This window comes from Microbacterium sp. zg-YB36 (assembly GCF_024623575.2).
In the GTDB taxonomy this organism is placed as follows: Bacteria; Actinomycetota; Actinomycetes; order Actinomycetales; family Microbacteriaceae; genus Microbacterium.
This window is the reverse complement of record NZ_JANJFD020000001.1, coordinates 1,677,948-1,692,906: the sequence shown is the minus strand read 5'-3', so window position 1 is coordinate 1,692,906 and position 14,959 is coordinate 1,677,948. Positions and strand designations below refer to the sequence as shown.

At 70.0% G+C, this 14,959-nt stretch carries 17 protein-coding genes; 6 read left to right on the top strand and 11 right to left on the bottom strand.

Translation table 11 applies throughout. The features are described from left to right. Positions 1-14 precede the first annotated feature (14 nt). From hutU to hutI, 4 genes are read left to right on the top strand one after another with little or no spacing between them, the layout of a single operon-like run. Entirely contained in the window at positions 15-1,676 is a 1,662-nt protein-coding gene (gene hutU, locus NQ151_RS08720; protein WP_257527771.1) for a urocanate hydratase, read from the top strand. Next, positions 1,673-2,884, top strand: coding sequence for an allantoate amidohydrolase (locus tag NQ151_RS08715; RefSeq protein WP_257527770.1), 1,212 nt, complete (start codon positions 1,673-1,675; stop codon positions 2,882-2,884). The genes hutU and NQ151_RS08715 overlap by 4 nt, the downstream gene beginning before the upstream one ends. Continuing rightward, a complete protein-coding gene (locus tag NQ151_RS08710) occupies positions 2,881-4,227 on the top strand; it encodes a formimidoylglutamate deiminase (protein WP_257527769.1) in 1,347 nt (448 codons plus the stop codon). Before NQ151_RS08715 ends, NQ151_RS08710 begins: the two co-directional genes overlap by 4 nt. Then, positions 4,217-5,383, top strand: a complete 1,167-nt coding sequence (gene hutI, locus NQ151_RS08705; protein ID WP_257527768.1) for an imidazolonepropionase — start codon at positions 4,217-4,219, stop codon at positions 5,381-5,383. Before NQ151_RS08710 ends, hutI begins: the two co-directional genes overlap by 11 nt. Positions 5,384-5,392: 9 nt before the next feature. On the opposite strand, the gene NQ151_RS08700 is transcribed toward hutI, so the two are convergent. Beyond that, complete coding sequence (locus tag NQ151_RS08700; RefSeq protein WP_257527767.1) at positions 5,393-5,752, bottom strand: DUF7882 family protein; 360 nt, start codon at positions 5,750-5,752, stop codon at positions 5,393-5,395. A gap of 167 nt (positions 5,753-5,919) precedes the next feature. On the opposite strand from NQ151_RS08700, the gene NQ151_RS08695 reads away from it, so the two are divergent. Together NQ151_RS08695 and NQ151_RS08690 are read left to right on the top strand one after the other, a co-directional pair. Further along, positions 5,920-6,147 (top strand): hypothetical protein, encoded by a 228-nt coding sequence (locus NQ151_RS08695; protein WP_257507750.1) that lies wholly within the window; start codon positions 5,920-5,922, stop codon positions 6,145-6,147. A gap of 19 nt (positions 6,148-6,166) precedes the next feature. Further along, positions 6,167-6,697: a MarR family winged helix-turn-helix transcriptional regulator gene (locus NQ151_RS08690; RefSeq protein WP_257527766.1), complete on the top strand. Its 531-nt coding sequence runs from the start codon at positions 6,167-6,169 to the stop codon at positions 6,695-6,697. Between the two features lie 5 nt (positions 6,698-6,702). Here NQ151_RS08690 and surE read toward each other — a convergent pair whose 3' ends face one another. From surE to NQ151_RS08640, 10 genes are all read right to left on the bottom strand, one after another. Beyond that, entirely contained in the window at positions 6,703-7,443 is a 741-nt protein-coding gene (gene surE / locus NQ151_RS08685; RefSeq protein WP_257527765.1) for a 5'/3'-nucleotidase SurE, read from the bottom strand. Further along, on the bottom strand, positions 7,440-8,447 hold the full coding sequence (locus tag NQ151_RS08680; RefSeq protein ID WP_257507753.1) for a PfkB family carbohydrate kinase: 1,008 nt from the start codon (positions 8,445-8,447) through the stop codon (positions 7,440-7,442). Before NQ151_RS08680 ends, surE begins: the two co-directional genes overlap by 4 nt. 78 nt (positions 8,448-8,525) lie before the next feature. Continuing rightward, the gene (locus NQ151_RS08675) at positions 8,526-9,671 is read right to left on the bottom strand and encodes a fatty acid desaturase family protein (RefSeq protein ID WP_257527764.1); all 1,146 of its coding nucleotides are present in this window, start codon (positions 9,669-9,671) and stop codon (positions 8,526-8,528) included. Between the two features lie 134 nt (positions 9,672-9,805). Next, a complete protein-coding gene (locus tag NQ151_RS08670) occupies positions 9,806-10,009 on the bottom strand; it encodes a cold-shock protein (protein ID WP_191718937.1) in 204 nt (67 codons plus the stop codon). A 505-nt stretch (positions 10,010-10,514) separates the two neighbouring features. Beyond that, on the bottom strand, positions 10,515-10,709 hold the full coding sequence (locus NQ151_RS08665) for a hypothetical protein (protein ID WP_257527763.1): 195 nt from the start codon (positions 10,707-10,709) through the stop codon (positions 10,515-10,517). Between the two features lie 80 nt (positions 10,710-10,789). Beyond that, on the bottom strand, positions 10,790-11,110 hold the full coding sequence (locus NQ151_RS08660; RefSeq protein ID WP_257527762.1) for a DUF7882 family protein: 321 nt from the start codon (positions 11,108-11,110) through the stop codon (positions 10,790-10,792). Between the two features lie 66 nt (positions 11,111-11,176). After that, complete coding sequence (locus NQ151_RS08655; protein ID WP_257527761.1) at positions 11,177-11,491, bottom strand: hypothetical protein; 315 nt, start codon at positions 11,489-11,491, stop codon at positions 11,177-11,179. Positions 11,492-11,668: 177 nt separating this feature from the next. Next, positions 11,669-12,394: an L-ribulose-5-phosphate 4-epimerase gene (locus tag NQ151_RS08650; RefSeq protein ID WP_257527760.1), complete on the bottom strand. Its 726-nt coding sequence runs from the start codon at positions 12,392-12,394 to the stop codon at positions 11,669-11,671. A gap of 50 nt (positions 12,395-12,444) precedes the next feature. Beyond that, positions 12,445-13,821: an HNH endonuclease signature motif containing protein gene (locus NQ151_RS08645; protein ID WP_257527759.1), complete on the bottom strand. Its 1,377-nt coding sequence runs from the start codon at positions 13,819-13,821 to the stop codon at positions 12,445-12,447. A 132-nt stretch (positions 13,822-13,953) separates the two neighbouring features. Further along, on the bottom strand, positions 13,954-14,913 hold the full coding sequence (locus NQ151_RS08640) for a prenyltransferase/squalene oxidase repeat-containing protein (RefSeq protein ID WP_257527758.1): 960 nt from the start codon (positions 14,911-14,913) through the stop codon (positions 13,954-13,956). Positions 14,914-14,959 lie beyond the last annotated feature (46 nt).

Below are 14,959 nucleotides of genomic sequence, written 5' to 3'. Positions count from 1 at the left end.
CAGGAAGGAACCCCGTGACCGAGCACCTGCCCCGTCCCGTTCGCGCCGCCCGCGGCACCTCCCTCACCGCGAAGGGCTGGCAGACCGAAGCGCCGCTGCGCATGCTCATGAACAACCTCGACCCCGACGTGGCCGAGCGCCCCGACGACCTGGTCGTCTACGGCGGCACCGGGCGTGCCGCGCGCAGCTGGGCGGCGTTCGACGCGATCGTGCAGGCGCTGACCCACCTGGAGCTCGACGAGACGCTGCTGGTGCAGTCGGGCAAGCCGGTCGGGATCTTCCGCACCCACGAGTGGGCGCCGCGCGTGCTCATCGCCAATTCGAACCTCGTCGGTGACTGGGCGACGTGGCCGGAGTTCCGCCGGCTCGAGGCCGAGGGTCTCACGATGTACGGCCAGATGACGGCCGGTTCCTGGATCTACATCGGCACGCAGGGCATTCTGCAGGGCACGTATGAGACGTTCGCCGCCGTCGCCGACAAGCGCTTCGGCGGCACTCTCGCCGGAACGCTCACCCTCACCGGCGGCGCCGGCGGCATGGGCGGCGCGCAGCCGCTGGCCGTCACGATGAACGACGGCGTGGTGCTCATCGTCGACGTCGACCCCGCCCGGCTGCAGCGCCGCGTGGACCACGGCTACCTCGACGAGGTGACGGGCGACCTCGACGAGGCGCTGCAGCGGGTGCTGGCGGCCAAGGCCGAGCGCCGCGCGCTGTCGGTCGGGCTTGTCGGCAACGCTGCGACGGTCTTTCCCGAGATCGCCCGACGCGGGGTGCCGGTGGACATCGTCACCGACCAGACCTCGGCACACGACCCGCTGAGCTATCTGCCCGAGGGGGTGGCGCTGGAGCAGTGGCACGAGCGGGCAGCGGCCGATCCGGAGGGCTTCACCACGGCATCCCGCGTCTCGATGGCGACGCAGGTGCAGGCGATGGTGGCCTTCCAGGACGCCGGCGCCGAGGTGTTCGACTACGGCAACTCGATCCGCGCCGAGGCGCAGCTGGGCGGGTACGACCGTGCCTTCGACTTTCCGGGGTTCGTCCCCGCCTACATCCGGCCGCTCTTCGCCGAGGGCAAGGGCCCGTTCCGCTGGGCGGCGCTCTCAGGTGACCCGGCCGACATCGCCGCGACCGACCGCGCGATCCTGGAACTGTTCCCGCGCGACGACAAGCTCCGCCGCTGGATCACCCGCGCTGCCGAGAAGGTGCACTTCGAGGGCCTCCCCGCCCGCATCTGCTGGCTCGGGTATAAAGAACGCCACCTCGCGGGCCTGAAGCTCAATGAGATGGTCGCCTCGGGTGAGCTGCGCGCGCCCATCGTCATCGGCCGTGATCACCTCGACTCCGGTTCGGTCGCCTCGCCCTACCGGGAGACCGAGGCGATGAAGGACGGGTCGGATGCCATCGCGGACTGGCCGCTGCTGAACGCGCTGCTCAACACCGCGTCGGGGGCCACCTGGGTGTCGCTGCACCACGGTGGCGGCGTCGGCATCGGCCGGTCGATCCATGCAGGTCAAGTGGTCGTCGCCGACGGCACGGCGTTGGCGGCGCAGAAGATCGAACGGGTGCTGATCAACGACCCCGGCACCGGGGTCATGCGCCACGTGGATGCCGGCTACGACCGGGCCATCGAGGTCGCACGCGACCGGGGGCTGCGCGTGCCGATGGCGGAACTGTGACAGTCGCGGTGACGGCGGGCCGGCTCACGGGCCTGCACGAGATCGCCGACGTCGGCCGTGACCCCCGGCGCGGCGGCTACTCCCGGCATGTGTGGGAACCGGCCGACCTCGAGCTGCGCGCCTGGTTCGCCGAGCGTGCCGCGCGGTTGGGGCTGACCGTCGAATCCGACCGCAACGGCAACCTCTGGGCATGGTGGGGAGGCCCCGGCCACGACGCGGTCGTCGTCGGCAGCCACCTGGACTCCGTGCCCGGCGGCGGTGAATTCGACGGGCCGCTGGGGGTGGTCAGCGCGCTGGATGCGATCGCGCTGCTGCAGGCCTCGGGCTTCGCGCCGTCCCGCCCCTGTGCGGTGGTGGTGTTCGCCGAGGAGGAGGGCTCCCGCTTCGGCGTCGCGTGTCTGGGCTCCCGCCTCATGACCGGTGCGATCGCTGCTGACCGGGTGCGGGCGCTGGTCGACGCCGACGGCGTCACGTTAGCCGAGGCGGCCGAGGCTCACGGCACCCCAGCCCGCCACCTCGGTCGCGACGACGAAACGCTCGCCCGGATCGGCGTCTTCATCGAACTGCACGTCGAGCAGGGACGCGGGCTGATCGACCTGGGGTCCCCACTCGCCGTCGCCTCGAGCATTCTCGCCCACGGCCGCTGGCGCATCGACGTGACGGGGGAGGGCAACCACGCCGGGACCACCGCGATGAGCGACCGCCGCGACCCGATGGTCGCCGCCGCCCGCGGCATCCTGGCGGTGCGGGATGCCGCCGCACGCCGCGACGACCGAGCGACGATCGGTCGCCTCCACGCCGTCCCCGGTGGCACGAACGTGATCCCCTCCCGCGTGACGGTGTGGCTCGATGCCCGCAGCGCCGACGACGGCGACGCCCGTGACCTGGTAGCCGAGATCACCGTGCACGTGCAGGATGCCGCGATCGCCGAGGGCTGCACGGCCACCGTCACCGAGGAGTCGTGGAGCGGTGAGGTGCGGTTCGACCCGGCGCTGCGCGACCGGCTGGCCGCGAGTCTCGGCGGCATCCCCGCTCTCGCCACCGGTGCCGGCCACGATGCGGGGACCCTCGCCGGGCACGTTCCCACCGCAATGCTGTTCGTGCGCAATCCCAGCGGCATCTCGCACTCCCCGGACGAGCATGCGACCCTCGACGACTGCTCCGCCGGCGTCGCGGCCCTGCGCGATGCGCTGCGAGGGCTGCTGTGACCTTCCACTGCGACACCACGCTCATCGGCGGTTCCCCGGTGGGATCGGTGCGCATTCATGCCGACCCGGCCGGGCGCATCGCCCGGATCGAGGTCGACACGCCCCCGCAGGACGGCGATGTGCGGCTGGGGCTGGTGATGCCCGGGGCCGGGAACGCCCATTCGCACGCGTTCCATCGGGCGCTGCGCGGGCGCACCCACGATGACGGCGGCGACTTCTGGCGCTGGCGGGAGCGTATGTACGCCGCCGCCGCCCGCCTCGAACCCGACACCTACTTCGTCCTCGCCCGCGGCGTGTTCGGCGAGATGCTCGCTGCCGGCTACACCGCCGTGGCAGATTTCCACTACGTGCACCACCGGCCTGACGGCACGCCGTACGTGCCGGCCCACGCGATGGAACGCGCGCTCGCGGATGCCGCCGCCGACACCGGCATCCGGCTCACACTGCTCGACACCTGCTATCTCACCGGTGGCATCGCGACGCCGCTCGAAGGCGTGCAGCGCCGGTTCGGCGACGCCACCGCGGCGGCGTGGCTGGAGCGGTGGCACGCGCTCCGGGATGCGCTCGACCCCGCGGTGGTCGTGGGTGCGGCGCTGCATTCGGTGCGCGCCGTGCCTCCCGACGAGATCGCGGCCGTCGTGGCGGGGCTCCCGTCGGACGTGCCGCTGCACGTGCACCTGTCGGAGCAGTCGCAGGAGAACGCCGACTGCCTCGCCGCCTACGGGGTGACGCCCACGAGGCTGCTGGCGGATGCCGGGGCGCTGTCGCCGCGGCTGAGCGTCGTGCACGCGACGCACCTGACCGAGGACGACATCGGGATGCTGGGCGGCGCCGAGGTCACGGTCGTGATGTGCCCGACGACCGAGGCCGACCTGGGTGACGGCATCGGCCCAGCGCGGCGTCTGGCCGATACCGGTGCGCGCATCGCCCTCGGGTCGGACCAGAACGCCGTCGTGGATCCGTTCCTGGAGGCTCGCGCCCTGGAGGCGGGGGAGCGACTCGCCTCGGGGCGCCGCGGCCGCTTCACCCCCGGCGAGCTGACCACCGCGCTCACCGAGCACGGCTACCGCGCACTCGGCCGCACCGGCGGCATCCGCGTCGGCGCCGACTGCGACCTCGTCGAGATCGACGCCACCTCGGCGCGCACGGTCGGCGCCGACCCGGCGCAGGTCGTGCTGGCGGCGACGGCGACGGATGTGCAGCGGGTGATCGTGGGCGGACAGGTGCGAGCGCGCGCCGGTACGCTGTGCAGGCCGTCCGGTGGACACGTGGGCCCCGCGCATCTCCTTGCCGCGGCGCTTGCCCCATTCGACGACCCTCGGGAGGAACCAGATGGTCGCTGAACTGGTGACCGACATCGGCGAGCTGACGACCAACATCGCCGGCGAGCCGCGGCGCACCGACGCCGCCCTGGTCATCGACGCCGGCCGCATCGCGTGGGTGGGTGCGGCCGCGGCAGCCCCGGCCGTGGACACCGTCACCTCAGTCGGCGGGCGCGCGGTGCTGCCGGGATGGGTCGATTCGCATACCCACCTCGTCTTCGCCGGCGACCGATCAGCGGAGTTCGAAGCCCGTATGGCGGGGGAGGCATACGTCGCGGGCGGCATCGCACGCACCGTGCGGGCCACGAGGGACGCGAGCGAGGCCGATCTCACAGCCAACCTGCGTCGGCTCCGCACCGAGGCACTGAGACAGGGGACCACCTACCTGGAGACCAAGACCGGATACGGGCTCGAGGTGGCATCCGAAGCGCTCGCCGCGCGTATCGCCGCGACCGAGGCGGACATCGTGACGTTCCTGGGGGCGCACGTCGTTCCCCACGGGATGGACGCGCGGGCCTACCTCGACCTGGTCACGGGCCCGATGCTGGACGCAGTGCTGCCATGGGTGCAGTTCATCGACGTCTTCTGCGAACAGGGCGCGTTCGACGTGGAGCAGTCACGCGAAGTGCTGCAGGCCGGCGCGCGCGCCGGGCTCGGGCTGCGGGTGCACGGCAATCAGCTCGGTCACAGCGGCGGTGTCGGGCTTGCCGTGGAGGTGGGGGCCGTGAGCGTCGATCATTGCAACGCTCTGACCGCAGCCGACGTCGCGGCGCTCGCGGGATCCAGCACGGTCGCGACGGTGCTACCGGCGTGTGACCTGTCGACGCGGCAGCCGCTGGCCCCGGCGCGGGCCCTCGTGGATGCCGGTGCCACGGTCGCGATCGCCACCAACTGCAACCCCGGCACGTCGTACACGACCTCGATGGCTTTCTGCGTTGCGACCGCCGTGCTGCAGATGGGACTCACCGTCGAGGAGGCTGTGTGGTCGGCGACGCGGGGCGGCGCCGTCGCGCTGGGCGTCGCCGATGACGCCGACGCGATCGGATTGATCGCCGTGGGTGGGCGGGCGGACCTGCAGGTGCTCGAGGCGCCCTCGGCCGCCCACCTGGCCTATCGGCCGGGGGTCCCGCTGACCGCCGCCGTGTGGCGGGCGGGGGAGCGGGTGGCGGGAGTCTGAGGGTTTTTGCTACGCCGCGACGAGGTGCCGCTGGGCGGAGACGGGCGCGTACGGGACCGGCTCGGCGACAGTCTCGTCCTCCCAGACCAGCATCATGCCGCCGGCGCCGTTCGCTGATGCGGCGAGCTCCTTGAGCAGCACAGGGTCCAGCGTCTCCGGCTCGGGGGTCTCGAAAACGAAGCGCAGCGGGATCGAGGGCTGCATCCACAGCGTCGTCCGGCCGACGGTGTCGCCCTGCGCGTGCCGCCACGAGATGGTGAAGCTCTCGTTGCGGCGGAGCTTCGTGGCCGTGACGACCTTGACGTGCGCCAGCAGGCGGTCGGGGATCTGGGCCGGGGTGGTGTCGGCTCCGTAGTAAAGACGTCCCATGGCTGGACCCTTTCGTTCGCCGGCGGCGCTCCTAGCGCTCGCCGAATGTGTGTGAGTCATTCATACCGACAAAATTCATCGGATGTCAATCTAACTAAGTATGTAATACACCGGGTGTTTAATCGATTGGACGGGTCGCCGTCATGATCTACACTGAGGGAGACGCCATGTCCGTGATCATCGACGAAGTCCGCTCCGCCGATATCCGTGGGGGCGCTGCCTGGTTCCGGGTTGAGCCGGGGTTCTGGGTTGCCAACACCGGCGGCCGCTACCTCGGAGCGGTGGAGCTGCTGCGCTCGGGTGGGTACAGTGCCCGCAACGACACCGGCGCCGAGGTGGGGGTCTTCGCATCCCTCGCCGAGGCACGTGGCGCCGTGGCATCCGAGAGCTCGTAGAAGGGTGGGCACTGCGATCATGCCCCAGAACATCGTGCGTCACGAAGCTGAGCACCTCTATGCCGATCCGCCGCAGTCTTCGGCGGGCCGCGAGCTGAGTGAGGCGATCCTGCGACTGCGCCGGGCCGAACACGTCCAGGCCGACCGGGCGCAGGAGCGTGCCGGGCTGTCCAGCCTGGACCTCACGGCGCTGCGCTATCTCGTGCAGGCGTACCGCGACGAACGCGACGTCAGCCCGAAAGATCTGCTGGTGATGCTCACGACCTCCAGCGCCACCGTGACCAACGTCGTGGAGCGACTGGTCACACGCGGCCTGGTGGAGCGGGTGCAGCATCCTCATGATCGCCGCGCGGTCTACCTCGTTCCCACGCCGGATGCCCTGCGCGTGGTCGACCAGGCCCACGCCGCACATCACACCGCCGTCGTCGAGGTGATCGACGAATTGACGCCCGAGCAGGCCGCCACGACCGCCGCGTTCGTCAGCAGGCTCGCCGAACGGCTCGATCGGCTCGACCAGTTCGAGCGTGCGAAGGGTGAATTCCTGCACTGATCGCGTCAGCGCAGGCCCAGGGGGACGTGTGACACGGAGTCCAACCCGGTCACGGTGACCCAGCCGTCTGCCAGATGAGCAGCGTCGGTGCCTGGTTCGGGCGTGTGGGGCAGGTCTTCCACGGCAAGCCGGATGTGGTGCTCATCGCGCTCGCTGAGCGTCGTCTGCACGATTCCGAACGGCGCGAGGGCGGACTCCCGGATGCCGCGGTTGCTCGCGGTGTTGGGCGCATTGACGTTGATCACCGTGCCGGGCGGGCGCTGGAGCAGGTCGGGCAGCAGCCCGAGTGCGGCATCCGCGGCGGCATCCCAGTGGAATTCGCTTGGTCGCATCCCCACATCGAGGGAGACCGCCACGGCACGGGCGCCGTTGAGGCCACCGGTGAGCGCAGCGCCGACCGTTCCGGAGTGCAGGATGGCGCGTCCGACGTTGGCGCCGTGGTTCACGCCGGACAGCACGATCTCGGGCGGGGGGCCGAAGGCGCCGTGCGCGGCGATGAGCGCGATGAGGCCGGGCCCGCCTTTCACGGCGAACGCCGGGACATGCTCGAGCCCCACCAGGGTGCGCCGTTCCACCGCGATCCGGCCGTCGTGGTCTTCGGCCATGATCGATGCGCTGGCACCGCTGGACTGCACGGCGGGAGCGGCGATCACAATGTCCAGCCCCGACGCGCGGGCCGCGCGGGCGAGCGCGTGCAGTCCGGGCGCTGAGATGCCGTCGTCGTTGGTGAGGAGGGCGCGTGTCACGGCCGCTCCTCGGGCTCGGCGAGGGCGGCCAACCCGATGGGGCTGACCCTTCCCGTCACCGGTTGCTCCGGAAGCGCCTCGTCGCTGTAGGTGGCGTCGCGCACCCTGACGGACGGACGGATCGTCGCGATGGCGCGTGCGTCGCCCGTGCCGAGGCCATGACGTGTGACGTTGAGCGCGCCCGCGGCGGCACCCAGCGTGATCGCCTGGCGCGCGGTCTCGCCGGCGGCCATGCCGGCAGCCACCCCGGCCGTGAGCGAGTCGCCGGCACCGCGCGTGTCCGCGACCTGCAGGTGCGGCGTGCTCACCTCGACGACGCCGCGTTCGTCGAGCAGCAGCAGCGGCTCGGCCGCGCGCGAGACGATGACCGTCCGTGCCCCCCGTTCGTGGAGCCCCCGCATCGCCGCCCGCACCGACGACACCGAGCGGTCACTGATGAGCCCGTCGGCGAGCAATTCCTCGTCGCTCACCTTCAGGACGTCCACACCGCCCGTCACGGCGGCGTCCAGACGCTTCCCGGCAAGGTCGATCAGCACCGCCGAGCCGCCCGCGCGCAGGTCGGAGGCCAGGCGCCGGTAGGTGTCGGGAGGCAGCGCGCTGTCGCCGGCCGGTCCGCTGAGGATCACCAGCTTCGACGCCAGGCCTGCCGCGAGCGTGGCGCCGTAGAGCTCGTCGAGTTCGTGGCGCCCGATCGGATCACCCTCCTCGGCGGTGATCACCACGCGCTGACCGCCGCGGCGGTCGTGTACGTACGCGGAGCCGCGACCCTCGCGCAGCACGGCGACGACAGTGATGCCCTCGTCTTGCAGCAGGTGCCGCATTGCGCGGCCGGTCTCGCCGGTGAGCGCGCAGCACATCGTCACGCTCGCCCCCAGCCGCAGGAGCATGCGCGCCTGCCACACGCCCTGCCCGCCGGCGTGCACGTGGATCTCGCTGCCGGTGGGGTGATCCTCAACCGTGACAGTGAGGATGGGCGAGGGGGCGAAGATGGTGACGTCGCTCATGCCGCGAAGCTACGCCCGGCACGAACGAACGCGGCACCCCCTTGCGAACAAGGGGGTGCCGCGGTCAAGCCGCTCGGGTCACACCCGACGGTAGGTGGAAGCCATCGGGCAGTCGAACGGGTCACGCGCGGCGAGGCCGACACGGTTGAGGTAGTCGATGACGATCGCGTACGAGCGCAGCAGGCTGGTCTCGGTGTACGGGACGTCGAGCGTCTTGCAGGCCTCGATGACGATCTCGCGGGCTTGGGCGAGGTGCGGTCGGGGCATGTTGGGGAACAGGTGGTGCTCGATCTGGTAGTTCAGACCGCCCATGAGCCAGGTCGCCCACCAGCCACCGCGGATGTTGCGGGAGGTGCGCACCTGCTTGGTGAAGAAGTCCAGCTTCGCGTCCTTGTCGATGACCGGCATGCCCTTGTGGTTCGGGGCGAATGAGGCACCCATGTAGACGCCGAAGACGGCCAGCTGAACGCCCATGAAGGCCAGTGCCATGCCGACCGGCAGGAAGATGAACAGCGGCGTGTAGACGACGGCGTGTCGCACCAGCAGCAGCGTGATCTCGAACCAGCGATCCTTGACGGGCTGACGGCCGAACACGTGGCGGAAGGCAAGGAAGTGCAGGTTCAGGCCTTCGAACATCAGCAGCGGGAAGAACAGCCATCCCTGGCGCTTGGTGATCAGGCGTCGGATGCCGCGCGCGGAGGCGGCGTCCTCATCGAGGAAGGAGATCGTGTCGATCTCGATGTCGGGGTCCTTGCCGACCCGGTTGGGGTTGGCGTGGTGGCGACTGTGCTTCGTGTCCCACCAGGAGTAGCTCATGCCGACGACGCCGTTGCCGAGGAGTCGGGAGAGGCGGTCGTTCGCGCGCCCCGATGCGAGGATCTGCCGGTGCGCGCCTTCGTGCGAAAGGAATGCCACCTGCGTGAAGAGGATGCCGAGGGCAGCCGCGATGAAGAGCTGGAACCAGCTGTCGCCGAGGAGGAAGAATCCCGTGATGCAGGCGGCGAACCCGACCAGGATGGCCGCCCCCACGAGGGCGTAGAAACCCCGGGTCCGCTCGAGCAGGCCGCGTTCCTTCACCAGGCGGGACACATCCGTGTAGGCCCGGGTGATGGGCGGGAAGTCCTTGGTGCCTGCGTACGTCTGGCGGATCGGACCGAGGGTGGACTCGATTGTGGTGGCGGAAATAGCTGCACCTCTTCGATCGGGGACCGGGTGGGCCGTCATTGAGCCAACGGCGGCTGCCGATCGCTTAGAGGCCTACATTACGCGGGAGTCTATACGCGGGAGGGAATGCACCGTCGACCTCGGAATGAACGACAAAGGCCGGCACGCCTAAGCGTGCCGGCCTTTGGGGAAACTCAGAGTGCGCGGATGTTCGCAGCCTGCATGCCCTTGGGGCCCTGCTCGGCGTCGTATTCCACCTTCTGCGTCTCGCGCAGTTCCTTGAAGCCGTTGCCGGCGATCGCGCTGTAGTGCGCGAACAGGTCGGCGGACCCATCGTCAGGTGCGATGAAGCCGTAGCCCTTCTCGGAGTTGAACCATTTCACGGTGCCAGTGGCCATCGTGTCTTTCCTTCTACTTTTCGGGCCGCTAGTGCGACCGATGGTGCCGAGCCGACGAATGCGGCGCGGACGGGTGAGCCGCGGGTGTGCCGCGGAAGTTTTTGTGTTGTTGACGTCGTCGCGGAGATCCGTGACGACGCGCTGTGCGCTCTCGAGCGTGATGTGCAAGCCGAGTGCTTGACCGAGCGGGCCGTGGGCGGTGAAGCCCGATTCAGCACGTGCGGTAAACCCAGCGTACTCGCCATTTACGGTGGCGACGTACACATCGGGATCAGCTTGGCGCCAATCGAGCGGGCGCTGCGCGACGGTGTCGCAGCAGGAAACAGAAGACAAGGTAGAGAAACTTTCATAAGCGGCGTCGCGCGCCAGTGAGGCGGGAGCACATGTCGATGGGCCGCAGATGCGGCGGATCCGATCGGTAGTGCTCTCCGGCACTGGAGTGTGTCGACGCGATGGATCTTCCCCGAACCGGGGACTATCTACTGTAGCACGATAATGCGGCCGCTCATTCCTCGGCGGGGATCTCGTCCAGCACCGGCCCGCCGGGGCGCACCGGCGCGTCGTCACGGATGTCGATCCTGGTGACGCCGTCCCGGTGAGTGACGTCGATGCGCGGGTCGGCGTCGGACTCCACGGCGTCTGGCGCGGCCAGCAGCTGGTCGCGGCGCTTCTCCTCGTCGGTCATGTCATCTGCAGCCATGGTTCACACGCTAGGCACCGCGGCCGGTTCTCGCCTCGGGCTTTACAACTGGTTGCGGCTGGACTATTGGTCGTGCCTGATCAGCCGACAGCGTCGGCGAGGACCGCGGTGCCTGGCGCCGGCTCGGGGACCACCCGCAGGCCGTTCGCGCTGCTCGCCTCCTGCATGAGTGCTTCGACCCAGTCCCGGTTCACCGTCGGCTGGCGGCTGCCGTGGAATTGGAGGATGAACGGCACCGACGGGTCCATCCAGACGCTGCAGGTCAGATGCGGCTCGGTGTGGTGGAACATGAACGACTCCCCGCGGCGAAGCTTGTTCATGAAGACGACCCGCAGGTGCGCAAGAGTGCGATCCTCGATCTCGAAGGATCTGCTGCCATTGCCATAAACGAGTTTGCCCACGTTTGAAGGGTACCCGTCGGGCGCGGGTAACCGATCTGGTGAGGCTGCCTCACACGTGGCGGCAGGTCAGTTCGTGGTGAACGGCGTGCGGTGGGCGATCGGGATGGGTTTGGTCCGCCGCGATTCGACCTGATCCGTCATCATGTCCAGTGCGATGCGAGTGACTTCCTCGAGGGTCGAATGCCGGCTGGTCTTGGCGTGCGTGGCAACCCAGACCGCCTCGTAGAAACCGTCCGCGGTGAACTCGACGTAGGCGAAGAGCGCGAGGCCGGCATCCTCCACGGTGGTGTCTGAGAGGCGCCAGGCGCCGCGGCCCAGGGGGTCGATGCGGATCCGGCCGGTCGGCGGATTGGAACTGTGCGGATGCGGTGCGGGATCCATAGGGGGTGTGCCTCCACTCCGAGCGTGACTGGCGTTCCCCTTGCTGGAGAGGGGATTGACAGTGCTCCACCCGGCGATTAGCACTTCGACTCACCGCCGGGGGTGCGGTCCAGTCTCCGAACTGTGCTTCCAGCGTCGTACGCCAAGTGCTGGCCGTCAACACCGAAACAGGTGGGGCTACCGTCGGTCGTCGGTGGTCTGGCCGTACACGTTCTGGTACCGGTCGTAGAGCCGGTCGATCGCATCCTGCGGGATCGGGGAAAGTTGCCCACCCTGCCGGGCCAGATGCACGGTGCGGGCGACGTCTTCCACCATCACCGCGGCCTTGACCGCATCCCGCGCCGTCGCCCCGATCGTGAACGGGCCGTGACCCTGCATCAGCACCGCCCGCGACCGGTGCCCGGTGAGGGTGTCCACGATGCCCCGGCCGATGGAATCATCCCCGATGATCGCGAACGGACCCACCGGCACCTCCCCACCGAACTCATCCGCCATCGCGGTGAGGACACACGGAATCGCCTCACCCCGCGCGGCCCACGCCGTGGCATACGGCGAATGCGTGTGCACGACCCCACCCACCGCCGGCATGTTCCGGTACACGAACGCATGCGCCGCGGTATCCGATGACGGCGACCGGTCACCGCCCGGCGTGCCCGCAACCACCGCGCCGTCCAGGTCGCACAAGATCATGTTCTCCGGACCCAGCTCGTCATACGACACCCCCGACGGCTTGATCACGAACAGATCCGCCCCCGGCACCCGCCCCGACACATTCCCACCCGTCCACACCACCAGCCCATACCGCACCAACTCGGCGTGCAACGCGGCGACCTCCGCACGCACCCGCGCGATCGCGTCTTCGATGGCGGCGGACAGCGGGGTGGGGACGACGGTGCGTGTCATGCGGCGATGGTACCGGTAACAGGGGTTGGCCTGCCGGTCCGGGCGCCTGATCAGAAGGGTGCGGGCTCCTCGATGGCGGCCAAGGCCATGAACTCCAGCACCCGTCGGGGGATGTCGGTGTAGACCCGGCCGGTGGGGCTGGTCCATTCCAGGATGCCGTCGGCTTTCTGCACCACGCTCCACGCGGTGCCGTGCTTGACCGGGTGATGTCGACCCGGGCACAGGTTCGCGAGATTCGTGAGGCAGGTCGGCCCACCCAGGGCAGCGTCGTGGGTGTGGTCGAGGTCGCACTGACGGGCCGGCCGTCGGCACCCCAGGAACCGGCAGTGCTCGTCCCTCGCGTCGAGGTGTCTGCGCATCTCCCGGGTCGGCCGATAGGTGAGCACCTGCTCCACCGCCCCACTGGTCGGGGAGGTGAACAGCCGTTCCCACACGTCGGCGGTCGCGGCGAGCCGTCGGGCGGTGTCGGGGCTGATGGGCCCGTATCCGACCAGCTCGGCGGGCTCGTCTCCGATCCCGACGAGGGTGTTGGCAGGGATCACCACCTGGACCTGCGCGACGATCGCCGTGCCCTCCGGGATCGCCCCGGTGGCGGCGGGTGCGGTGGCGTGCCCGGTGAGCAGCAGGTCGGTGAGCACGTCGGCGCGGATCTGGTCCATCGTGCGGGTATCGGTCGCGACGATCTGTGCGGAGGTCGTTTCGGGGGCGTCGGCGTCGGCGTCGGCTTCGGCTTCGGTCTCCGCTGCGGCAGCGGCTTTGGCCGCGGCGTGGTGGGCGTCGGCGACCTGGCGGGCGTGCTGGTTCAGCCGGTCCCGCATGGCGTAGACCAGCTCCGCCGGCAGCAGCGCGGCCAGTTCGGCCATCCCGTCGTCCAGGTCCCGCACCCACACCCGCCGGCCCGCCGCGGCCTCCTTGTGCCGCTCCTCCAATGGCACCGGGTTGAGCCGCTGCGCCAGCATCAGCACGAGTGGCTTCGCCCGTCCCGGAGTGTCCTTCTCGCACACCACCAGCGCGGCCTGTTCGAACCGGGCCCGCACCTGCGGGTCGGTGATGCGGGCGGCGGCATCCTGGATGATCCGCACATGCTGCCGGTCGATCCGGTCCTCCCGAAGCGCCCTGAACGTCGCGGGCAACTCGGTCACCAGCACGGTCGCGTCGTGCATCCGGTCGCGCATGCCGTGGTCCGAGCGGCGCAGCACCGCGCCGACTTCCGCGGCCATCGACCGCAACGGCATCTCCCGCTCTCGACCCTCACTGGACGGGATGCGGGCGGTCTCCGCCTCCGCAACAGCCTCCGCCTGCGAGAGGAACCACACCTCGTCGGCATCCACCTCCGCCCGACGCCGCCGCACGTCCTCCAGCCCGGAGATCACCTGCTCATGCGACAGCACTGCCGTCCGGGCGGTGGTGGTCGGGGAGGTGTTCATACCCCCGATTCTGCCGACCCCCTCCGACATTGCGACCCACGGAAACCGACGTTGATCAGGGGTTGTGGATAACTCACCACATCCCCGGCTGGGGAGGAGACGCCCCGCGCCCGGTACCCCGCGCCCGCGCGCTCAGCGCGGCGCGGCGGCGTCCCACCAGTCGAGCACTCGCGTGCCGATGAGCGTCAGCCACTTCGACGGCTCGCCGGGCTCCACATCCACGTGGAACCACACCCGGCCGGGCTCCCGCCCCTCCTGCAACCACATGCCGTCCGCCCGCCGCGCCGCCCGCACCACCTCGACCGCATCGGCCAGCCTCGGGTCCGGCGGTACCTCGTCGAACCGCGCGGCCTCGCGGAAGTGGTCCAGCGCGTTGAGGGCGTTGAACCGCCACCGGAACGGATAGGTGAGCCTCGTCGCCCACGGCGCAACCGGCTCCCCGTCCGACAGCCGTCGCAGCAGCCGCCGCTCGAGCAGATACTCCTGCCCGACATGCCGCGCCGCGCGCAGTTCGTCGTCGCCGCCGACGACGCGTTCGTACCAGAGCAGCCCCTTGAGCGTGTTCAGCGTCGAGTGGAACGACGATCTGGTCGACCCCTCGATCCACTCGCAGTTCCAGCCGCCGTCGGCGAGTTGATGATCGAGGAACCACTGGCGGATGCCGCGGACGTCGGCTCCCAGCCACGCGCCGTTGGACAGTGTGTACGCGTTGATGCAGCAGTCCACCTCGCCACCCCAATACGGCAGGTCGTCGTAATCCCACCGGCAGTTCGCGTCGAGGCGCGCTGCCGTGTCACCGAGAGCTGCGGCATCCACACCCCACTCCCGCAGCGCGTTGAGGGACCAGGTGGTCGCCGTCCACGGCTGCCCGTCTTCGTCCTCGGTGGCATCGTGCGGGAAGAAGGATCCACCCGCCCACTGCCCATCCGGATCCTGCAGCGTCAGCAGCCGCGCGCCGAACCCCTCGCGGGGGACCCGGGCGCGGGTGGCCTGCCACACCTCGGGTGGGTCGTGAATCACGTCGCGCTCCACCTGCCAGCGCAGCGCCGGATCGGAATCGAGCAACCACGTCGTGCGGACATCCTCGGTCATGGCCGGGACGCTAGCACCGCACGTCGACACTCAGCATGCCCGGATC